The organism is Collinsella aerofaciens, from assembly GCF_015556945.1.
GTDB classification, from domain to species: domain Bacteria; phylum Actinomycetota; class Coriobacteriia; order Coriobacteriales; family Coriobacteriaceae; genus Collinsella; species Collinsella aerofaciens_AO.
Window position 1 is genome coordinate 15,016 of the sequence record NZ_JADNNH010000008.1, and the last position, 21,015, is coordinate 36,030.

Consider the following 21,015-nt stretch of genomic DNA (forward strand, 5'->3'; position numbering starts at 1 on the left):
CGATATGGCTTACGCTTGCCTTACCGTCGTGTAAGGTACGCGTAGCTACCCTGCCACGTGTTGATGTTGAGAGAGGACTCCTGTTGAAGACTGTTCATGTTGCCGCTGGGATCATTCGCAAGGAAGGATCTGACGAGCTGCTTGCCGTGCAGCGCGGCTATGGCGACATGCAGGGACTTTGGGAGTTCCCCGGTGGCAAGCTCATGCGCGGCGAGACGCCCGAGGACGCCGTACGCCGCGAACTCATGGAAGAGCTGCAGGTCAAAGTCACGAACCTGCGCGATTTCTATACCGTTGAGTACGACTACCCCGATTTTCATCTCTCGATGGAGTGCTACTACTGCTCGCTCGCCGATGAATCCGATGAGCCCCAGAAACATGACCGCCAGCTCGATATCCGCTGGATTCCACGCACCTCGCTTGCCACCGTTGAGTGGATGCCCGCCGACAAGGGGCTTATCGATGCTCTGATTGAGTTGAAGGAAGATCGGCTTAAGGCCAACGGCACTGCCAACGACGCCGAGGCCACCACGACCGACGAGCCCGCTTCCAGGCCCAAGCGCGCACCTAAGCGCCACAGCAAGAAGCGTCCCAAGCCCGGTCTGCTCGACGGCATCGATACCTCGGACCTCTCCGCCGACGAGCGCGAACTGGTGCGCCGTCGCGCCGCCATCAAAAAGTCCATGAAGGGCAACAAGCGTGCGAACACCAAGCCCGAGCTGCTCGTTCGCCAGCGCCTGCGCGCCGCGGGCCTTACGGGCTATCGCTTGGAATGGAAGGTTCCCGGCAAGCCCGACATCGCCTTCCCCGGGCGCAAGATCGCCATCTTCGTCAACGGTTGCTTTTGGCACCGCTGCCCCAAGTGCAACCCGAGCCAGCCCAAGCGCAACGTTGAGTTTTGGGAGGCAAAGTTCCGTCGCAACGTCGAGCGCGACCGCGCTGCCGTGGCAGCACTCACTCAAATGGGCTGGACGCCCATCACCGTCTGGGAATGCGAGCTCAAAAAAGACCGCATCGACGCCACGATGGAAAAGGTCATCGAGCAGGTGCGCGCCGCAGAGCCGCAGCGCTAGGAACGAGCCATCCACACGCCCCACACAGGCGAGCCACATCCGCGCCTCAAACCTTAGAAAGCCCTTAAGCTCAAAACCTTTCAAGAGTGTTACTCGATAGCTTTAACCTGCGGTTTCATCGTAATTGCAAACCTCATTAAGCCTTTCTTTAGCGCTTCTTTGCGACGTCCGCGGCATAATACTGCCAACGCACGGGACCTAGCAGCACACCCCGTGCGCTATCTTTTGGTGGACATCGAGGAGGCCGCATAAGCATGCATTCTTCCAATGACGCAGCACAGCAGCCATCCCTAAAACATGCAGACCTTTTCTCCTTCCCCCCGACACAGAGAAACGGCCTCCTCGACTCCCCCACCACAAAAACCAAGCGCTCAACCGACCAGAGCCACAACTTGCGAGCATCGTTCGAAAAGCTCCAAGCATCCCTAGACAAAACCTTCCCCAACCAAGCCCGGGCATACTAATCCCCCATCAGCAAAGAAGCCCTAACGCCCCACCCATTTCCGCCCTAACGCCACAAGGGCGACGATCTCGAGCAGGTCACCTTGGGAGGGACGAGGGCTTAGTTCCCCAATCTTTCCGCAGGGGGCAAAAGCCTCGCCGCACGAAGTGTGCAGCGAGGCTTTTTGCATGCCCGAGGACGATTGGGGAACTAAGCCCTCGTCCCTCCCCGGGATATGTAGCGAGTCGGAGTACCCTTGCTGTTACTCTGCCTTGCCCACAGAGTTAAGGTTGGTCATGCGGATCTTAACCAGCTCGGTGATCTCACGCATACCCTCCTTGGCCGGCTTCTTGGGATCGAAGCAGGCAGGGTTCTCGGCCATGTAGGCCATGAAGCCCTTGGTGTAGGCCTGACGCAGCTCGGTGGCGTAGTTAACCTTGCAGATGCCGTTCTTCACAGCCTCGGCAACCTGCTCATCGGGCACACCGGAGGTGCCGTGCAGAACCAGCGGCACGTCGACGGCGTCGCGGATGGCCTTGACCACGGACTGCTCGATGTGCGGATCGCTCGTGTACACACCGTGGCTGGTGCCAACGCCAATAGCGAGAGAGGTGCAGCCGGTGCGCTCGACGAACTCCTTGGCCTCGGCCGGATCGGTGTAGGGGCTCTCGCCCTCAACCGCGGGACCGTCGTCCTCCTTGCCGCCAACCTTGCCGAGCTCGGCCTCGACGGGCACGCCCATGGCGCGGCCAGCGTCGGCGACGGACTTGGTCAGGGCGATGTTGTCCTCGAAGGACTCGTGCGAGCCGTCGATCATGACAGAGGTGTAGCCCGTGCGGAAAGCCTGCATGCAGCGGTCATAGCCATCGCCGTGATCGAGGTGCAGAGCGACGGGCACGGAAGCGCGCTCGGCGGCAGCCTTGACCATGCCGTAGAAGTAGTCCAGACCAGCGGTCTTGATGGTGCCCGGGGTGGTCTGCATGATGACGGGGGACTTGGTCTCCTCGGCAGCGGCCAGAACGGCCATAACAAACTCGAGGTTCTCGACGTTGAAAGCGCCAACAGCGTAGTGGCCGGCCTGAGCGTCCTTGAGCATCTTTTCGGTGGTAACAAGTGCCATGAGCGTTTGCTCCTCTCCCTCGCCCGCATCTGGACATCGGGCGTAGTTGTTCACAAGGCATTTTACCTTGCGTTTTGCTGCGCTCATTGTATGAAATTCAGCAGCTTTGCACGTGCGAGATATTGAGCCCATGCAGGTCAATACAGTCATTTTTGAAAAGCAAACGGAAGAAATTTGAGCCGAGTGAACATGTTCGATATTGAATTTTGGGCGTTCAGCGTCTTTCTTTTATAGAAAAGATAAGTAATCGAAAGGTGTTTTCTTACTCAAAAAGAAAATGAACGAAAATAGAGTCAACACAATTCCTGCAAATTTCAGACGATGATGGAGCAGATATGGCCCACGCAACAACCCGAGCTTTCGCCGACGAGCGTCGTTCCGCCATCATGGAGATGCTCGATCATAATGCCTCGGTGCAGGTAGCAGAAATCGCCCAGACCTTTGGCGTGTCCTCCGTCACCGCCCGCGCCGACCTGGACGCGCTCGCCGAAGCAGGCAAGCTGCGCCGCACGCATGGCGGTGCCGTATCGCTCCACAAACGCCTGACCGTCTCCACGCAGGATCGCCGCATCAATGTCAACGTCGCCGCCAAGCAGGCCATCGCGCAAAGCGCCATCGAGCTCGTCAACGACGGCGACACGTTGCTCGTCGACTCGGGCACCACGGCGCTCGAGTTCGTCCGGCTCCTCGATCAACGCGACGGTATCACCGTCATCACAGCAGACATTACCATTGCCGATTACATCGACGAGAGCATGCCCTCAGTCGATGTCGTCATGCTGGGCGGGGCGCTGCGCAAAGGCCATCGTTATTTGTACGGACCGCTCACTATGCAAGCGCTCCAAATGGTCCATGCCGATCTTGCCGTCATGTGCCCTGGCGCTTTTGTCCCCAGTTGCGGCTTTACGACCGACTTTCCGCAGATGGCCGAGACCAAAGCGGCTATGGTCGGTGCCGCCCGTCAAAGCGTCGCCCTCATGGACGCCAGCAAGGTTAACGGACGCGGCATGTACCGCTTTGCTGAGCTTGCCGATGTCGACTCCATCGTGATGGACCGTGACCCCGACCATGCTGTCGCCACCTCAATCGCCGAGGCCACTGACAGCTCACGCCCAGCCCTCGTCATCGCCCGCATCTAAAAACAAAAACCACCACAAAGGTGCCTGTCCCCTTTGTGGTGGTTTGAGCGTCAAAAGTGAAAGTGTCGCTACTTGGACAGCTCGTCGGCGAGAACCTCGATCTGAGCGCGCGAGGCGTCGTTGAGCGAGCCCAGGACGGTCACCTTGTTCTGCGTCAGGGTGATGTCCTTCATGCCCTCGAGCTCCTTGGTCATAACCTTGGCAGCTGCGGGCGCCCAGGAACCGGACTCGACAAGCGCCACGGTGCGGTTCTGGTAGGCATGCTCGGCGAGCGTGTGGATAAAGGTGCTCATGCACGGGAAGATCTCGCCCTGATAGGTAATGGAGGCGAGCACCAGACGGTCGTAGCGGAACGCATCCTCAACGGCCTCGGCCATATCGTCGCGAGCCAGGTCAAAGACGGAGACCTTCTGGCCGCGGGCCTCGAGCGCAGATGCGAGCTCCTCGACGGCCGTCTTCAGATGGCCATACACGCTCGCATATGCGATCGTGATGCCCTCGTCCTCGGGCTGATAGCTCGACCAGGTGTTATAGGTGTCGAGGTAGTAGCCCAGGTTCTCGGTCAGCACGGGGCCGTGGAGCGGGCAGATGATCTGGATATCCAGGTCGGCGGCCTTCTTGAGGACGGCCTGCACGAACTTGCCGAACTTACCGACGATGCCAAAGTAGTAGCGGCGAGCCTCGCAGGCCCAGCCCTCGGGATCCTCGACGTCGTTGGCGCCAAACTTGCCAAAGCCGTCGGCACTAAAGAGCACCTTGTCGGTGGCCTCGTAGGAGAAAATCACCTCGGGCCAGTGAACGTTGGGGGCGCCGATAAAGGTCAAGCTGTGGCCGCCCAGGTCGAGCACGTCGCCCTCTTTGACGACCATCTTGCGCTCGGGGAAGTCGGTGCCAAAGTAGTTGACCATCATGCGGAAGGCACCCATGCTAGCCACAATCTGGGCCTGGGGGTAGCGCTCCATAAAGGCAGCGATGCCGGCGGAGTGATCGGGCTCCATGTGATGGACGACCAGGTAGTCGGGCGTACGGCCATCGAGCACGGCCTCGAGGTTGCCGAGCCACTCGTCGACAAAGTCAGCGTCAACCGAATCGGCGACGGCGATCTTGTCGCCCAAGATAACGTAGCTGTTGTATGCCATACCGTTCTCGGACACGTCGTACTGGCCCTCGAACAGGTCAATGTCGTGATCGTCGACGCCAATGTAGCGGATATCCTTGGTGATCTCCATCAGGCAAAGCCTCCTAGATAGACAAAAGAGCCCGTCTATCATAACACTCGCCTTCATAGCCACGGCTATCTGTCAGCATCCTTACCGATTGTTTTTGAGGCGGAATATACCGCCGTTCACCTGCACAAACTATACGTGAGGCGCTGCCGTGGTATGTCGAACGATAAGCTGACCGGGAATGCGAATGGCGACGGTTTTATCCGTTGCCCCCGCCTCGGGAACCGCATGCTCGAATACCTCGCGTCCGCGCTGATGCAAATCGAATCGAACGGTCGTGAGCTCGTTATGCGCGACAAAGTCGTCGAGCGAGTCATCGACGCCCACCACGCTTACGTCCTCGGGCACGCGCAAGCCGCTATCGCGCAGCGCTGCAATTGCGCCATTTGCCATCTGATCGTTTGCCGCGTAAATCGCCGTCATGGTGCGGTCGTGTTCGGCCAGATACCTACCGGCCTCGTAACCGCTGTTGGCAGACCAGTCTCCCTCGAGCGGCTCTGCCGGCTCGATGTGTTTACGCTCGAGTGCATCCTGCCAACCGGCGCGACGAAATTGTTCGTCAACCGAGAACGACGGGCCGCCAATATAGCGAATTTGCTCGTGCCCCAGCTCAAACAGGTGGTCCATAAGCAATAGCGAGCAGCCGTAATGGTCGGAATCGACCGTGGTCACCCGCGGATGCGCGTACATGGTAACGATGACCGTACCAATGCCCGGCAGTGGATCAAACGTCTCAAAATCGGGCGCCATGCGACTCATGCCGATAATGATGCCGTCCACGGGCAGTGCGGCCATGCGACGCGTTGCCTCGGCAAGCGAAAACTCCTCGGTCTTGGACATCTCGACCAGCGTGATGGCGCAATTATGCTCGCGAGCAGCGCTGGCGATGCCGTCGATCATTGAGAGGTTGCCAAACTTGGTGACATCGTTGACGCACAGGCCGACCGAATGGTAACGGCCGTCGCGCAGCGAGCGACCGGCATAACTCGGACGAAAGCCGAGCTCTTGCATGGCGGCCTGCACGCGTTGGCGCGTCTGCTCGTTAACGTTGGGCAAGCCGTTTGCGACGCGCGAAACCGTCTGCTGTGAAACGCCAGCAGCGCGGGCGACGTCGGCCATGGAGACCGGACGCGTGCCTGTATCGTTGGACGGGCGCCTTGCCACAGAATCACCTTCACCCTTGCGAGATCTGAATAGCGTGAATGCCGGCCGAGCAAAAATACACCCCGCGCCGAGGACCGCTATCGTCGGACGCATGTTAACGTACTCTACTTTTTCTATCTGCATCTCTTCTGCTTTATAAGTCCATACGGCACTACCGTTCACGGCCGAATATCGACCGATTACCAGATTCTCAAAAAGTGACAAGCGATGTGATATGAGTACGTTAACATAGCCCGTAAAGTGCGGTGTCGAGAACACTTGGTTCATGCCGCTTCAAGTTGTTAACGTACTCATAACGACGCAAAACCCACCCGGGCGCGCCAAGGAAAGGACTCCCATGACCACCCCCGACGAAAAGACACTCGCCATGCTCACTAAGCTGTTTGAGGAGGAGTTTGGCCCCATCGGCGACCGCCAGGTGCTCTACGTGCACGCGCCCGGCCGTTCCGAGATCAGTGGCAACCACACCGACCACGAGGGTGGCCACGTTATAGCCGGCTCGCTCGATGTCGCCGTTGACGGCATTGCCGTGGCGACCGACACCAACAAGGTCCGCGTTGCCGATGAGGGCTATCCCACCTTTGAGATCACGCTCGACACGCTGGATATTCAAGCGTCCGAGAAAGGCACGTCCGCAAGTCTCGTCCGCGGCATGGCCCACGAGATTGCAGCCCTTGGCGTTGAGCCCCACGGCTTCGACTTTGCCTTTACCTGCTCCGTCCCCTCGGGCGGCGGCCTTTCCAGTTCTGCCGCCGTCGAGGCCGCATACGGTCGTGCCATGGAGACGCTCTGGGGCGCACCCGCCATCGAGCCCGTCGCGCTCGCCCAGATGAGCCAGCGCACCGAAAACAACTATTACGGCAAGCCCTGCGGTCTGATGGACCAGGCCGCTGTGTGCCTGGGCGGCCTTGCCTACATGGACTTTGAGGACCAGGCTCAGCCTAAGACCCAGAAGCTCGAGCTCAACTTTGAGGATCACGGCTATGCGCTCGTGCTCGTTAAGGTCGGTGCCGACCACGTGGCAGCCACCGACGACTACGCCGCCGTTCCGCGCGAGATGCAGGACGTCGCCGCCGAGTTTGGCAAGGCACGCCTGTGCGAGGTAAACGTGGCGGACTTTGACGCCAAGCTCCCCGAGCTGCGCGCCAAGCTGGGCGACCGCGCCTGCCTGCGCGCCGTTCACTACTGGTACGAGAACGGCTTGGTCGACAAGCGCTGGGCGGCCCTGAACGCCGGCGACATCGACCAGTTCCTGGTCCTGACGCGCGAGTCCGGCGCCAGCTCTGCCATGTACCTGCAGAATGTCGTTGCCAAGCTGGGCTCCGAGCAGCCTTCCATGTATGCCCTGGCGCTGGCCGAGCACGTACTCGACGGCCGCGGCGCCGTCCGTATCCACGGTGGCGGCTTTGGTGGCACCATCCAGGCCTTCGTGCCGCTCGACCTGGTCGACACCTTCATTACCAAGATGAACGGCTGGCTGGGCGAGGGCTCTGCCCGTCACTACGCCATCTCTGACAAGGGGGCTTACGCGGCATGGCTGTAATGACTGATGTGCGCGAGGCCGCGCAGGGCCTCATCGAATATGCCATCCACCGATCGATGATCGGACAGGACGATCGCATCTGGGCCTACAACACCATTCTGGAGTGCATCGGCGCCACGGGCCCCGCACTCGACATGGCCTGGGCGCTCAAGACCGAGAAGATTTCGCTCTTGCACCCCGATACACTCCCCAACTTTGACCTTGAAGGCACGCTTGCCGCGCTTTCCGAGGCTGCCGTTGCCAACGGCGCCGCCGAGGACACGGCATCGGGCCGCGATCGCATCGCCATGCGCATCATGGGCGTGCTGATGCCGAGGCCTTCGGTTGTAAACGAGGAATTCAACGGCCGCATTGGTGTCAACGAGCCCCGCGCCGCAACCGACTGGTTCTACGGTCTATGCTGCGACGCCGGCTACGTGCGCCGCGCCGCCATCGCGCGCAATATCAAATGGAGCACCCCCACCAACTGGGGCGATCTTGAAATCACTATCAACCTGTCCAAACCCGAGAAGGACCCGCGCGATATCGCCGCGGCAGGTGCAGCCAAGAACTTGGGCGAGAAGTATCCCGCCTGCCAGCTCTGCATCGAGAACGAGGGCTACCCCGGACGCTCCGCCGCAGCCGACGGCGGCGCTCACCCCGCCCGCCAGAATCTGCGCGTTATCCCCATTGAGCTCGACGGCGAGCGCTGGGGCTTCCAGTACAGCCCGTACGCGTACTTTAACGAGCACTGCATTGCCATGAGCTCCGAGCATCGTCCGATGCACGTCGACCGCAAGGGGCTGACCTGCCTGCTCGACTTTGTCGACCTGTTCCCGCACTACTTTATTGGCTCCAACGCCGACCTGCCCATCGTGGGCGGCTCGATTCTGTCGCACGACCACTTCCAGGGCGGCGCGCACGAGTTCCCCATGATGCATGCCACCGAGGTCTCGCAGTTTAGCGTGCCCGGCTTTGACCAAGTCAGCGGTACCGTGTTGCAGTGGCCGCTTTCGGTGCTGCGACTGCGCTCGCACGACCGCGCCCAGCTGCTCGACGCCGCCGAGAAGATTATCCTCGCCTGGCGCGAGTGGACCGACGAATCGGTTGGCGTCATCGCGCACACGGCCGACGGCGTGGCACACAACACCGTGACGCCCGTCATCCGCCGCGTCGACTCCCGCGGCAATGCCGGCGGCGAGATCTACGAGGCCTACCTGGCGCTTCGCTGCAACATCACGACCGACGAACATCCGCTGGGCGTTTTCCACCCGCATGCCGAATACCACCACATTAAGAAGGAGAACATTGGCCTGATCGAGGTCATGGGCCTGGCCATTTTACCGCCGCGTTTGGTTCCCGAGCTTGGTGCCGTTCGCGAGCACCTGCTGGCAGCCAAGGCCGATGCCAGCTACGACCTTGCCGGCGCGCTCGAGGGCGATGATCTTTGCCGCAGCCATGCCGCGTGGGCCGAGGATGTCTATGCCCGCCGTGCCGACGAGCTTACGGCGGACAACGCCATCGACATCCTGCACGAGGAGGTGGGCGTGGTGTTTGGCCACGTGCTCGACAACGCCGGAGTCTTTAAGTGGGACGAGGCAGGACGCGCCGCCCAGCAGCGCTTTATCGACTCGCTGTAGCAGCGAGCCCGAACGCACGCACTCAACGAATAGCGCCTACGCGACAGCGGCGCCCGCCGGCAACATCGCCGGCGGGCGCCGTTTTTGAGTGTAGTCATTGGGGTCATTCTTAAGGGGCGTTCTTAAACGACTAGTCATTAAAGAGCGTCCCCAATGACTACTTGCGACCAAGGCAACGCCGGTGTCTTGGCAACGACAGCGAAAACGCCCCTAAGCGAGCAAGGTGACGTGAAAGAGGAGGGCATTGACCTTCTGGTCATGCCCGACGATTGAACGTCAGATTGCCGCTTAGGGGCGTTTGGAGCGTCGACCCGTTACGCGGTTTGGTAAAACCGCGTAACCCTACAGCTCCGTTACCTCAACGCTGTTGTAGACCTCGTCCCAGCGATCCATGACCAGATGGCCGGTCTTGGGATCCATGGCGTTGAGCTTGCCGCAGGTATTGGCGGTCTTGAGGACCGTGACGTCATCGGCACCAGCAGCAATGGCATGCGCAAAGCCGGCGATGGTCGAGTCGCCGGAACCCGTCGCGTTCACAGCCGCAATCGCGGGCGTCTTGGCGCGGAACGCGCGACCCTCATGGAAGCCCACCGAACCGGCAGCGCCCATCGAGACGACAACCCAGGGAATACCGGCAAAGCGGCCATCGGCGGCGAGCGCCTCGCGCAGGGCATCGACATCATCAGTCGTAAAGGACGTACCCAGCAGGCCGTTAATCTCGGTCAGGTTGGGCTTTACGAGCTCAGGCTTAGCGTCGGACTCAAGCGCGGCCTCCAGCGATGCACCCGAGGTGTCGAGCAGCACCTTGGCGCCCGCCTCCTCGGCGATCTTGACGAGCTCGGCATAGTAGCCGGCATCGACGCCACGCGGCAGCGAGCCCGAAAGCGTCACGACGTCCGCCTTCGCTGCAAGCTCGGCGAACTTGGCCGTAAAGGCCTCGAGCTCGGCCGGGGCGATCTGCGGGCCGCTCTCCAGCAGCTCGGTCTGATTACCCTCGTGCAGAATATTCAGGCAAATACGCGTCTCACCGGCGATGGGCACAAAGTCGTTCTTGACGCCGTCGGCATCCATAAGCTCGGCCATATAGGCACCCATGTGGCCGCCGAGCAGACCGGTCGCGAGCACATCGTCGCCCAACTGCAGCAGCACACGGCTCACGTTGAGGCCCTTGCCGCCAGCGGTCTTTTCGGGCGTCACACGGTTAACATCGTCGATGATCAGCTTGTCGAGCTGATAGCGCGTATCAATCGACGGGTTCATGGTAACGGTCAGAATCATGTTGAACTCCTGTTCCGGGGCGGCATAACCCGCCCCAAACATACGATAACTCGTTAAAGGATCTCGATCTCAAAGCCGCGGGTGACGGTCTCTCCCGGCTTGGCCACCAGGCAGCCGCGCTTGTGCTCCAGGATATCGTCCTCGTCGGAGCAGGTGGACAGACCACCCCACGGTTCAACAGCCACAAAGTCGCCCTCGGGCTTGCTCCACACAATCAGGTACGGCATATCGGGGAACGTCAGGCGCACGCTCTTGTCCTCGGTTTTCTTGGTCAGCGTAACCACGCGGCTCTCGAGCACGTCGAAGATGGTCTCCGCGAAGTCAAAGAGTTCATGGGTAAGCGGCAGGTTCTGGCCGATCATGGGGTTCTTGCTGCGATGCTCAACATCAATCAGACCCGTCGAAGGAACGGCAGTACAGAGCTCGGCGGCCTCGCGCTGATCAAAATGGAGCTCGTAGTCGTCATAGGACTCGCCCTCGTCAAGCGGGCACTTAAAGCCAGGGTGGCCACCCACAAAGAACGGCATGTCCTCGGTGCCCTCATTGGTCACCTCGTACGACACGGCCACCTTAGCCGCATCGATCGTGTAACGAGCAACGATCTTAAACGGATACGGGTACTGCTCGAGCAACTCGGCATGGTCGGCAGAGCTTAGGCTCAGCGCAACCATATTGTCGCTCTGTTCCTCGAGTTTCCACTCCTGCTTGCGAGCAAAGCCGTGGCGGGCAAGCTTGACCTCGCGGCCGCCCATGGTCATCGCGCGGCCGTCACGAAGGCCGCCGCAGATCGGGAAGCAAATGGGTGCCTGGCCCGACCAGACCGCCGGGTCACCCTGCCACAGGTACTCGCGACCGTCGGCCGCAATAGAAGTGAACGATCCGCCAGCCGTGCTCAACGCAATGCGGACAGAGCCGTTATCAAGAACAAACTCCATGGGAATCTTCTCCTTCACATATCATCTCGCACGATCCATTGTGAACGTCGTGCCTTGAGCAGAAAGGTAATGAGGCAGCGCCGCAAACAAAAGAACAATGCACGTCCAGCCCGCTGGGCCAATTGGGCTGATAGAAAACCGGCTCGCGCCCCCTCACAGAAACGCGAGCCGTCAACGGACTAGTTAATTACGCCGGATACCCGCTAATCATGGTATTCGCCGCGGTCCCACTTCTCGAGGAACTCGTCAAAGAAGTGCGGATCAGCCTGAGCCTCGGCGTCGGCCTTGTTGCAGGCATCGATCTTGGCGATCAGGGCATCGTGCTCGGGGGTCTTCTCGTAGGGCTCCTCCAGGAAGGCAAGCATGATGTCAGCCATCAGGAACTCGCCGGTAATCTTGCCGCCAAAACCCACGATGTTGGCGTTGAGCTCGCGACGGGCATACAGGGCAGAGGTCATGTCGCGAACCAGGGCGCAGCGGGCGCCGGGAACCTTGTTGACGGCGTTGGTGATGCCAATGCCGGTGCCGCACAGGGCCACGCCAAAGTCGGCCTTGCCGCTGGCAACAGCCTCGCCCACGGCCTTACCGTAGATGGGATAGTGCGTACGGGTATGGCTGTAGGTACCGCAGTCGAGCACCTTGTAGCCAGCCTGCTCCAGGCGGTCGGCCAGATAGATCTTCTCGTCCGTAACGATATGGTCGCAACCGATTGCGATGGTCTTCTTCATCAGAACGTCCTTTCGTCTGAATTCACAAGTTGAGGTAGAAGTTCGAGTTCTCGGTGGCTCTCGTTAGGCCATCTTGTTGAGCATGTCGACACGGATCTGGTGACGGCCGCCGGCGTACTGGGCGCGCAGGAACTCGCGGGCGATCTTCTTGGCGACCTCGGTGCCCACAACGCCCGGGCCCATGGTGACCATGCGCGAGCCGTTGTGCTCGCGGGTCATGTAGGCGGAACGCTCGTCGGAAATGTTGGCGACGACCATGCCCTTTATCTTGACGGCGGCCATATAGGAGCCGACGCCGTACTTATCGAATGCGAAGCCCTGGGAATCCTTGTGCTCCAGCAGGTCCTTGGCAACGGCGGTCGCGGAATCGACAAAGTCCGCGGCAGGGGTCTCGGAATAGTCGACGACCTCGTGACCGTCGGCGATGAGCATCTCCTTGATGGACTCCTTCATCGACATACCGTCGGCATCGGAAGCGATTACAACCCTCATGACATCCTCCTTGAGAGATACGCAGGTGCGTAGTTTCTGTTTGGAAGTGTTGAATCGCGTTCAGGTCCGGGCATCTGAATGTGCGGTTCTTCACTGTTCGTGTTTATTTGAACACATTCGAACATCAACTGCAAGAATTATTTGTTTATCTTTGTTCTTTTTTGAACAAATACCGTTCACAGGTGATTGCTGACCGTTTGGACCCGGCGCGGACGTAGCGACCATGTGTTCAACAAACAAAAGGGCGGCCGAGAACGTGTCTCGGCCGCCCTTCGGCGGTATTCCCCGGTATATACAGCTGTTTTAGCTACTCGGACTGCCCGCCCTTTTTGACGTGCTTGGAAGGAGCGCTCAAGAAACGGCCCGTCAAATAGTTCGCCGGGCCGGAAATATCAATCCCCAGCAGCACGTGACCCAGCCATAGGAACGCCACGAGCACCAGTAGAGGAATCACACACGAGGTCACGATCATCACGATGACGCCTTCAATCAGATCGGTCACCTGCTGCACGATCTCGTCGGTCATCTGCTTGGCGCCGCTTGTCACCGACGTAACAAGGCTCGATGCCCCATCAGTCAACTGTTCGAGCACGTTTTTGGACTCCGTGGCCTCGGATTTTTCTTGTTCGATTTTGAGCTGGTCTCGGCTGACTTGTCCGTGGTGTCGGCCGCGTCCGCAGCGTCCGCAGCCTTTTGCTCAGCTTGCTCAATACTTACGCGATACGTTTCGTCGACCTTTTGCGACACCCATACGCTTGCAGGTACCAACGCCATGCTGATCATGGCGACCACCAGCACGCGCGTCGCCACACGGCGCAGGACAGCGCTCGTGCTCCAGCGCCCGTGAATGCCGAGCGACACCGCAAAGAGCACCAACGCAAGCGGGATTAAGATGCCCAAGCCAACCGACCACAAAATTGTGAGCAAATATTTCTCTAGGTATAGCACGGCAAGCACGATACCAAGGTTACCTGAAAGCTGTGCGAGCTGCTCGGCAACCGGCGTTCCCGTATCACCCGGCAGCGCCGTAATACCCGCAGATAGAGCAACGCATGAAGCCGTGAGCGCCAAAACGTTGCCCTTCTTTTGATCGATGACCTCGATGGTGGAGTCCCAAGTTTTGGTATCGGCGAAATGCGGACGAGCCACAAAGCCCGATAGCAGCGCCAGCACCACGAGCGCAACGATAAAGCCAATCTGCAGCTTTTTGTTTGCGCACACGACATCGGACAGGCTGGGCTGCAGCTCGGTTACCGTCGTGCGCTCGGTTATCTGGACAGGACGCCCATGAGCCATCTCGTGCGCGTCTCTTTTTTGAATCAATCCGTTGTCCGGCATTTGGATACCTCCTCATTCCGGCGTTTAATGCGAAAGGAAGTATACCCACCGAGCAAAAATCGAACGGAAGGACGAACGGAGCGCACCAAGACTGTCCCCAATGACTAGTCGTTTAAGAACGTCCCCAATGACTAAGGATCAAATGCATGGCAGGAGTGTCCCTAACTGCCGGCAGATAAGGAACGTCCCCAAGTGCCGGGTAAACAGAAAAGCCCTGTCGCGAGTTTGCGGCAGGGCTTTTGGAAGGGGCTTGGTTGTGAGGACTCGTTAGGCGAGCTTGGCCTCGAGCTCGGCGATGCGCTTGTAGGCATCGATGGTAAAGCGGGCCTGCTTCTCCAGGATCATAGTGGTCATGAGAGTGTCCTGAGCGTGAGCCATGATGAAGGTCATCTCCATCTCGCCACCGCCGGCCTCCTGCGAAAGCAGCTTGGTCTGCGTGTCGTGGGCGCCGATAAGTGCATCGCTGGCATCCTTGTGCAGCTGCTCGGCCTTCTCAAAGTCACCCTCGCGAGCAGCATCGAGCGCTGCAAGCAGATCGGTCTGGGCGTCACCTGCGTATGCGACAATCTCGAATCCAACCATCGAGATTTCTTCTTTGGTTGCTATATTGCGTTCCTTTCACATATGAACCAATGGAGAGCATCGCGTCCGGGCATACGCGCTGCGTTGTGTATAGCAGAAACATTAACATTCAAACAAAAAAGAACAGCGCAAAACGTACTTTTGAGCTATGAACGGTCACTATTCACCCGTGAACGGTTTTTAAACTGTTTTGAACAATATCGAACACAATTAGCGGAAACCCAAACAGACCCGCGCTCTAGCGCCAATCGCGCACCGTATCGCCCTCGACGAGCACGCCCGGAAACAGCATGTGCTCCACACCGGGTTCAACGCCCTCGGCGCCGGCAATCTTGTCGACCGCCCACATGCCGACGCGCTTGTTGTCAAAGCGCACCGTGGTCAGGCGACGGTCGGGCACGATATCGCCCAGGCTGTCGTCAACACCCACCACGCTCACGTCCTCGGGCACGCGCTTTCCGCGCGACTCGAGTCCGCGAATGCAGCCGTAGGCCATGGCGTCGTTGGAGGCATAGATGGCAGTACAGGTCGGATCATCCGCCAGGGCCTGACCTGCGGTATATCCGCTCTGCGCCGTCCAATCGCCACGGATAAGTCGCGGTGGCTCAATGCCATGCGCGCGCAATGTCTCGCGCCAGCCTTCCTCGCGCCGCATGCCCGAAAGCGAGCGCTCGGGACACGAGATAAAGTGCACAGTCTTGTGCCCCCGCTCCAGCAAGTACTCGACCACCTGGCGCGAGCAATCGAACTGGTCGTTATCGACCGTTGAACAGAGCGGGTGCTCCAACATCGTAACGAGCACCGTCTGCATGCCGGGCAGCGGCTCGAAGGTGCCAAAGTCCGCCGGCATGCGATTCATGATCACGACCATGCCATCCACCGGCAGTGCGCTCATGCGCGACGATGCGCTCTCGAGGGTATACGGATGCCCATCTACTTTCGTGAGGGTAATGGCGTAGCCGTGCTTATCGGCGGCGGCAGCAAAGCCCTCCATACGGTCGAGGTTGCCGGTACCGGTAATGTTGAACATGGCGACGCCGACGGTCTTAAACTTGCCGCGGCGCAGCGATCGACCGGCAAAATTGGGGCGATACCCCAGCTCGCGCATGGCGGCACGCACGCGCTCCTTGGTCTCGGGGCGCACGCTGGGCGAATCGTGCACCGTACGCGAGACTGTCTGCTCCGAGACACCCGCGAGACGCGCCACATCCTTAACGGAAACCGATTTTTTAACAGCGGCCATAGGTCGATCTTTCTATGTCGACGATGCCATTGGTGGCACCCTACGCAGTCATTTTTAACGCCTTCAAGTATATCCAACGCCTCCCCCACCATACGCTCACCACCAAAAACCTACCGTTCACCGACATTTTTACTTCCCCAAACGGCTTTTGGCGCCCAAATGTTAACGTTGCCATTGTGCAAACACAGAGCCACCGGGCGGCTCAAACGTTTACGCATAAGGAATCGACGGTTCGCAGGCACAGGAACCACCGGTTCGTGTCTTTTTTTGTGTCGCAAAATGGCAACGTCAACATTTTGGCAACTGAACGCCAAAAGCTACCATCGTTGCTAACCCACCGACTCTTAGGAGCATTGCATGGAGCAACTCATCGCCATCATCGAAAAGGGCCAGCCCTTTTTCAACGCGATCGCCCGCAACAAGTATCTCAAGGCGATTCGCGACGGCTTTATCTCCGTCATCCCCATCATCATCTTCTCGTCCATCTTCTGCCTGGTAGCCTCGGTCCCCAACATCTGGGGTTTCTACTGGCCCGATGACATCAACAACGCCCTGTGGAAGTGCTACAACTACTCCATGGGCATCCTGGCCATCGCCTGCGCCGCCACCACGGCCAAGCACTTCGCCGACGCGCAGAACCGCGATCTGCCCAAGAACAACCAGATCAACTTTATCTCGTGCATGTGCGCGGCCATCATCGGCTTCTTGCTCCTTTCGAGCGACACCATCGCCACGGACGCTGCCAGCGGCTTCAACACCACCTACCTTGGTTCCAAAGGCCTGCTGACCGCCTTTATCGCTGCGTTTGTGACCGGCATCATCTACAAGTTCTTCATTAAGCGCAACATCACCGTCAAGATGCCCGAGCAGGTTCCGCCCAACATCTCGCAGACCTTTAAGGACATCATCCCCTTCTCCGTCTGCATCGCCGTCTTTTGGGTCTTTGACATCGTCTTCCGTGCTGCCTTTGGCTTCTGCTTTGCCCAGGGCGTCATCCAGGTGTTCCAGCCCCTGTTCACCGCTGCCGACGGCTATATTGGCCTCGCTGTAATTTACGGCGCCATGAGCCTGTTCTGGTTCGTGGGCGTCCACGGCCCCTCGATCGTCGAGCCCGCCATCGCCGCCGCCCTCGTTGCCAACATGACGGACAACCTGGCTGCGTTCCAGGCTGGTCAGCACGCTTCCGCTGTCCTGACCCAGGGTGCCCAGTACTTCGTCGTCTGCATGGGCGGCACCGGTGCCACGCTCGTCCTGGTCTTCATGTTCTGCTTCCTGGCCAAGTCTCAGGAGATGCGCGCCGTCGGTAAGGCCGCCATCGTCCCCGTGTGCTTTGCCGTCAACGAGCCGCTGCTGTTCGCCGCGCCCATCGTGCTCAACCCCGTCTTCTTTGTCCCGTTTGTCTTTGCCCCGATCGCCAACATCTGGATCCTCAAGATCTTTATCGACTTCTTGGGCATGAACGGCTTTATGTACACCCTGCCCTGGACCGTCCCCGGCCCCATCGGCACCATCATGGGCCTGGGCTTCCAGCCGCTCGCCTTTGTGATGCTCGCCCTTATCCTGGTCGTCGACTTTGTTCTGTACTACCCGTTCTTCCGTGCCTATGACGCCCAGAAGTGCGCCGAGGAGGCCGAGATTTCCGAGGAGGAGCTCGCCGCCAAGAACGCCGAGAAGGCCGCCAAGCTCAACGATGCCTTCCAGGGCAAGGCTGACGCCAAGAGCGTTGCCGCTGGCGCTGCTGCCGAGGCCGTGAAGGTCGACGCTCCCGCCGCTTCTGCAGCACCCGCTGCCGAGGCAACGACCGCCAGTGACCTCAACGGCAAGCGCGTGCTCGTACTCTGCCAGGGTGGCGGTACCTCGGGCCTGCTCGCCAACGCGCTGGCCAAGGCCGCCAAGGAGCGCGGCATCAATCTTGAAACCGCTGCCGAGGCCTATGGCAACCACGTCGACATGCTCCCCGACTTTGACCTGGTCGTCCTGGCCCCGCAGGCCGCAAGCTATCTGGCCGATCTGCAAAAGGACTGCGAGCGCGTGGGCAACAAGTGCGTCGCCTGCCGTGGCAAGCAGTACATCGAGCTCTCCCAGAACGGCGACAAGTCTCTCGCCTTCGTCTCCGAGCAACTCTCGAAGTAAGTAACGCCCAGGGCCAGCCGACCATCAGCAGCCGGCTGGCCCTTCGATTTAGACGATTGGATCATCATGTCCGTTAACCCCGCCAGCGTCACCAACCCGCCTGCGCAGTTTCCCGAGGACTTTGTCTTTGGCGGCGCCACCGCTGCCTACCAGGTAGAGGGCGAGACCCGCACTCACGGTAAGGGCAAGGTTGCCTGGGACGACTTCCTGGAGGCCCAGGGCCGCTTCTCCCCCGATCCCGCTTCCGACTTCTACAACCAGTACCCCGTCGATCTGGAGCTTTGCGAGGAGTTTGGCATCAACGGCATTCGCCTCTCCATCGCTTGGAGCCGCATCTTCCCCAACGGTACCGGCGAAATCAACCCCGAGGGTGTCCAGTTCTACCACGACCTTTTCGCCGAGTGCCACAAGCACCATGTTGAGCCGTTCGTTACCCTGCATCACTTCGATACGCCATTGCCCCTCTTTGAGAAGGGCGACTTCCTCAACCGCGAGACCATCGACGCCTTTGTGGACTTTGCCACCTTCTGCTTTAAGGAGTACGCCGACCAGGTGACCTACTGGTTCACCTTTAACGAGATCTGGGCCGACGCCTCCAACACCTACATCGAGGGCACCTTCCCCGGTGGCGTCAAGGCGCATCTGGCCGAGGCTTTCCAGTGCGAGCACAACATGATGCTCGCCCACGCCAAGGCTGTGCTTGCCTTCCACAACGGCGGTTTTAAGGGCAAGATCGGCGTCATTCAGTCGTTGGAGTTTAAGTATCCGCTCAACGAGAACGACCCCGCCGACATCAAGGCCGCCAACAACGAGCACGTGCTGCAAAACCAGTTCTTGCTCGACGCGACGTTCCGCGGCGACTACGCGCCCGACACCCTCGAGTGCGCCAACCGCCTGGCTGCCGTCTCGGGCGGCACCATCCAGATCCTGGACGAGGATCTGGAAATCATGCGCGAGGCAGCGCTCTACAACGACTACCTGGGCGTTAACAACTACCAGTGCCGCTTCTTGAAGGCTTACGACGGCGAGAACGACCTGCACCACAACGGTACGGGCGAGAAGGGCACTGGCCGCTGGCGCGTTAAGGGCATTGGCGAGCATGTGAACAAGCCTGGTATCCCCACCACCGACTGGGACTGGATCATCTATCCCGAGGGCCTGTTCGATCTGCTCGTCTACATTAAGCAGCGCTACCCCAACTACAAGCAGATCTTCATCACCGAGAACGGCATGGGCTACAAGGACCCCTACAAGGACGGTTTTGTGGACGACCAGCCGCGCATCGACTACATCGAGCAGCACCTGCGCTGGTTGCTCAAGGCCATGGAGGTTGGCGTCAACGTGGGCGGCTACTTCCTGTGGAGCCTGCAGGATCAGTTCTCCTGGACCAATGGCTACAACAAGCGTTACGGCTTCTTCTACGTTGACTTTGAAACCCAAAAGCGCACGCCCAAGGCAAGCGCATACTGGTATAAGCACGTGGCGCAGACCCGTCGTCTGGACTAGTTAACGCCATCGGCCGCCGTAACCATCACGCTGCCGTGCACCTCACCATTCCCGATCGCATGGGCGCTGCGTCCATGCACCTCTTTCCGTGTGGCGGATACGACCTTCCCGGTGGATGCTCCAGCATCCTTGGTCGTATCCGCCGTTTTTGTTTTTGGGCGGACCGAGGGCGGGCCGTTTGTCTCGATCTGTAACATGTAGACCACTTTTGACCGTCTAGTTGTTACAGATCGAGACAAACGGAATAAGCCGGACCGAATTGTCTAAATCTATAACATCTAGCCGAGTTTTTGGGTCCTAGCTGTTACAGATTTAGACGAACAGGCCGAGCACGTCTACGCCCGCAAGTCCTTTACGCTGGAACGCTCGACCAGCACACCCGAGACGAGCGTACGGCTTCTGGAGCTCGGGGCCTCCAGACCTGCGACGACCTCGTTAAGCGCACGGACGCCCAGCTCGCGGTGGCGAAACTTTACCGACGTCAGAATCGAGTTGGGAATCGTCTTATAGAGTTCATCGTCGAAGCCGATCACGGACACGTCGTCGGGCACACTGAGCCCTTTGTCACGTAGAGCCATCATCACGCCGTTTGCCATGCAGTCGTTAGCAGCGAGGACCGCCGTGCAATCGGGTTTATCGGCAAGCACAAGGCCCGCGGCATAGCCACTATCCGCATTCCAATCGCCTTGCAGAGGCTCGGGCGGCTCAATGCCACGCGCCTCGAGCGCCGCACGCCAACCTTTCATACGGCACTGGCTCGACAGCGACTCTTCCTTACCAGAGACGAAGTACACGTTCTTGTGCCCGCGATTCAAGAAGTACTCGCACGCCATACGAGCGCCGCCCTCTTGATCGTCACTGACGGTGGAGCAGGTAGGATGCTCCATCGGTGTGATAATCACCGTCTTGAGGTCTTTCGGCGCCTCAAAGGTATCAAAGTCATCGACCATCTGGCGCAGGTTGAAAATCATGCCGTCGACGGGAAGCTGCGACATCCTACGTGCCGCTTCGGCAAGGGTCATCTTCTCCCCCGCCCGCTTTTTAATCATCGTGAGCGCAAAGCCTCGCTCTTCGGCGGCATCGGCAATACCGTCAATCATGTCCACGGCACCGCCCGACAAGTGGAACAGCACCACGCCGATGCACCCGTAACGACCCAACTTGAGTGAACGCGCGGCAAAGTTCGCCCGGAACCCAAGCGCCTCCATGGCCGCATGGACCCTATCGCGTGTCGACTCTCGCACGCTATCGGGCTCGTTGATCACACGCGAAACCGTCTTGAGAGAAACACCCGCAGCAATCGCCACATCGTTCATTGAGACATTTTTCTTGTCCATCGTTGCCACTACTTCTCCAGTCGGTTTTGCATCGCTTGTTTTTTTGTGTTCTAGCATACACTACCTGCCTGACTGATAAATCAGCCGTTTATCGGACGATATCGACCGTTCACCTGT

At 59.4% G+C, this 21,015-nt stretch carries 19 protein-coding genes; 6 read left to right on the plus strand and 13 right to left on the minus strand.

The window, feature by feature from the left end; genetic code table 11:
* Positions 1-83: 83 nt before the first annotated feature.
* The gene (gene vsr, locus I2F59_RS09890; protein WP_229065320.1) at positions 84-1,073 is read left to right on the plus strand and encodes a DNA mismatch endonuclease Vsr; all 990 of its coding nucleotides are present in this window, start codon (positions 84-86) and stop codon (positions 1,071-1,073) included.
* A gap of 704 nt (positions 1,074-1,777) precedes the next feature.
* Here the strand turns inward: vsr and I2F59_RS03555 are convergent.
* Entirely contained in the window at positions 1,778-2,635 is an 858-nt protein-coding gene (locus tag I2F59_RS03555) for a class II fructose-bisphosphate aldolase (RefSeq protein WP_022095149.1), read from the minus strand.
* A gap of 335 nt (positions 2,636-2,970) precedes the next feature.
* Between I2F59_RS03555 and I2F59_RS03560 the strand changes: the two genes are divergently transcribed.
* On the plus strand, positions 2,971-3,774 hold the full coding sequence (locus tag I2F59_RS03560) for a DeoR/GlpR family DNA-binding transcription regulator (protein ID WP_195503269.1): 804 nt from the start codon (positions 2,971-2,973) through the stop codon (positions 3,772-3,774).
* A gap of 68 nt (positions 3,775-3,842) precedes the next feature.
* Here I2F59_RS03560 and I2F59_RS03565 read toward each other — a convergent pair whose 3' ends face one another.
* A complete protein-coding gene (locus I2F59_RS03565) occupies positions 3,843-5,003 on the minus strand; it encodes an FprA family A-type flavoprotein (protein WP_195503270.1) in 1,161 nt (386 codons plus the stop codon).
* 129 nt (positions 5,004-5,132) lie between these two features.
* A complete protein-coding gene (locus tag I2F59_RS03570) occupies positions 5,133-6,119 on the minus strand; it encodes a LacI family DNA-binding transcriptional regulator (protein ID WP_195503300.1) in 987 nt (328 codons plus the stop codon).
* Between the two features lie 382 nt (positions 6,120-6,501).
* Here I2F59_RS03570 and I2F59_RS03575 point away from each other — a divergent pair, with 382 nt between their 5' ends.
* Together I2F59_RS03575 and I2F59_RS03580 are read left to right on the plus strand one after the other, a co-directional pair.
* On the plus strand, positions 6,502-7,707 hold the full coding sequence (locus I2F59_RS03575) for a galactokinase (RefSeq protein WP_195503271.1): 1,206 nt from the start codon (positions 6,502-6,504) through the stop codon (positions 7,705-7,707).
* The gene (locus tag I2F59_RS03580) at positions 7,698-9,326 is read left to right on the plus strand and encodes a UDP-glucose--hexose-1-phosphate uridylyltransferase (protein ID WP_195503272.1); all 1,629 of its coding nucleotides are present in this window, start codon (positions 7,698-7,700) and stop codon (positions 9,324-9,326) included. The genes I2F59_RS03575 and I2F59_RS03580 overlap by 10 nt, the downstream gene beginning before the upstream one ends.
* Before the next feature lie 342 nt (positions 9,327-9,668).
* Here the strand turns inward: I2F59_RS03580 and I2F59_RS03585 are convergent, their stop codons facing one another.
* The 8 genes from I2F59_RS03585 to I2F59_RS03620 form a co-directional block, all read right to left on the minus strand.
* Positions 9,669-10,604, minus strand: coding sequence for a hexose kinase (locus I2F59_RS03585; RefSeq protein WP_055285435.1), 936 nt, complete (start codon positions 10,602-10,604; stop codon positions 9,669-9,671).
* A gap of 53 nt (positions 10,605-10,657) precedes the next feature.
* Entirely contained in the window at positions 10,658-11,539 is an 882-nt protein-coding gene (locus tag I2F59_RS03590) for an aldose 1-epimerase family protein (RefSeq protein WP_195503273.1), read from the minus strand.
* Positions 11,540-11,742: 203 nt separating this feature from the next.
* The gene (gene lacB, locus I2F59_RS03595) at positions 11,743-12,267 is read right to left on the minus strand and encodes a galactose-6-phosphate isomerase subunit LacB (RefSeq protein WP_006234831.1); all 525 of its coding nucleotides are present in this window, start codon (positions 12,265-12,267) and stop codon (positions 11,743-11,745) included.
* A gap of 63 nt (positions 12,268-12,330) precedes the next feature.
* Positions 12,331-12,759: a galactose-6-phosphate isomerase subunit LacA gene (lacA, locus tag I2F59_RS03600; RefSeq protein WP_006234830.1), complete on the minus strand. Its 429-nt coding sequence runs from the start codon at positions 12,757-12,759 to the stop codon at positions 12,331-12,333.
* 307 nt (positions 12,760-13,066) lie between these two features.
* The gene (locus tag I2F59_RS03605) at positions 13,067-13,351 is read right to left on the minus strand and encodes a hypothetical protein (protein ID WP_195503274.1); all 285 of its coding nucleotides are present in this window, start codon (positions 13,349-13,351) and stop codon (positions 13,067-13,069) included.
* Positions 13,336-14,097: a hypothetical protein gene (locus I2F59_RS03610; RefSeq protein WP_195503275.1), complete on the minus strand. Its 762-nt coding sequence runs from the start codon at positions 14,095-14,097 to the stop codon at positions 13,336-13,338. The genes I2F59_RS03605 and I2F59_RS03610 overlap by 16 nt, the downstream gene beginning before the upstream one ends.
* 267 nt (positions 14,098-14,364) lie before the next feature.
* Positions 14,365-14,679 (minus strand): PTS lactose/cellobiose transporter subunit IIA, encoded by a 315-nt coding sequence (locus I2F59_RS03615; protein WP_229065321.1) that lies wholly within the window; start codon positions 14,677-14,679, stop codon positions 14,365-14,367.
* Positions 14,680-14,917: 238 nt separating this feature from the next.
* Positions 14,918-15,922 carry a LacI family DNA-binding transcriptional regulator gene (locus I2F59_RS03620; protein ID WP_195503276.1) on the minus strand — a complete coding sequence of 335 codons (1,005 nt, stop codon included), beginning with the start codon at positions 15,920-15,922 and terminating at the stop codon, positions 14,918-14,920.
* Between the two features lie 357 nt (positions 15,923-16,279).
* Between I2F59_RS03620 and I2F59_RS03625 the strand changes: the two genes are divergently transcribed.
* Together I2F59_RS03625 and lacG are read left to right on the plus strand one after the other, a co-directional pair.
* Complete coding sequence (locus tag I2F59_RS03625) at positions 16,280-18,055, plus strand: lactose/cellobiose PTS transporter subunit IIB (protein ID WP_195503277.1); 1,776 nt, start codon at positions 16,280-16,282, stop codon at positions 18,053-18,055.
* A 66-nt stretch (positions 18,056-18,121) separates the two neighbouring features.
* A complete protein-coding gene (gene lacG, locus I2F59_RS03630; RefSeq protein ID WP_195503278.1) occupies positions 18,122-19,561 on the plus strand; it encodes a 6-phospho-beta-galactosidase in 1,440 nt (479 codons plus the stop codon).
* Here lacG and I2F59_RS03635 read toward each other — a convergent pair.
* Together I2F59_RS03635 and I2F59_RS03640 are read right to left on the minus strand one after the other, a co-directional pair.
* On the minus strand, positions 19,558-19,758 hold the full coding sequence (locus I2F59_RS03635) for a hypothetical protein (RefSeq protein ID WP_195503279.1): 201 nt from the start codon (positions 19,756-19,758) through the stop codon (positions 19,558-19,560). The genes lacG and I2F59_RS03635 overlap by 4 nt on opposite strands.
* Before the next feature lie 138 nt (positions 19,759-19,896).
* A complete protein-coding gene (locus I2F59_RS03640) occupies positions 19,897-20,898 on the minus strand; it encodes a LacI family DNA-binding transcriptional regulator (protein ID WP_195503280.1) in 1,002 nt (333 codons plus the stop codon).
* Positions 20,899-21,015: the final 117 nt, after the last annotated feature.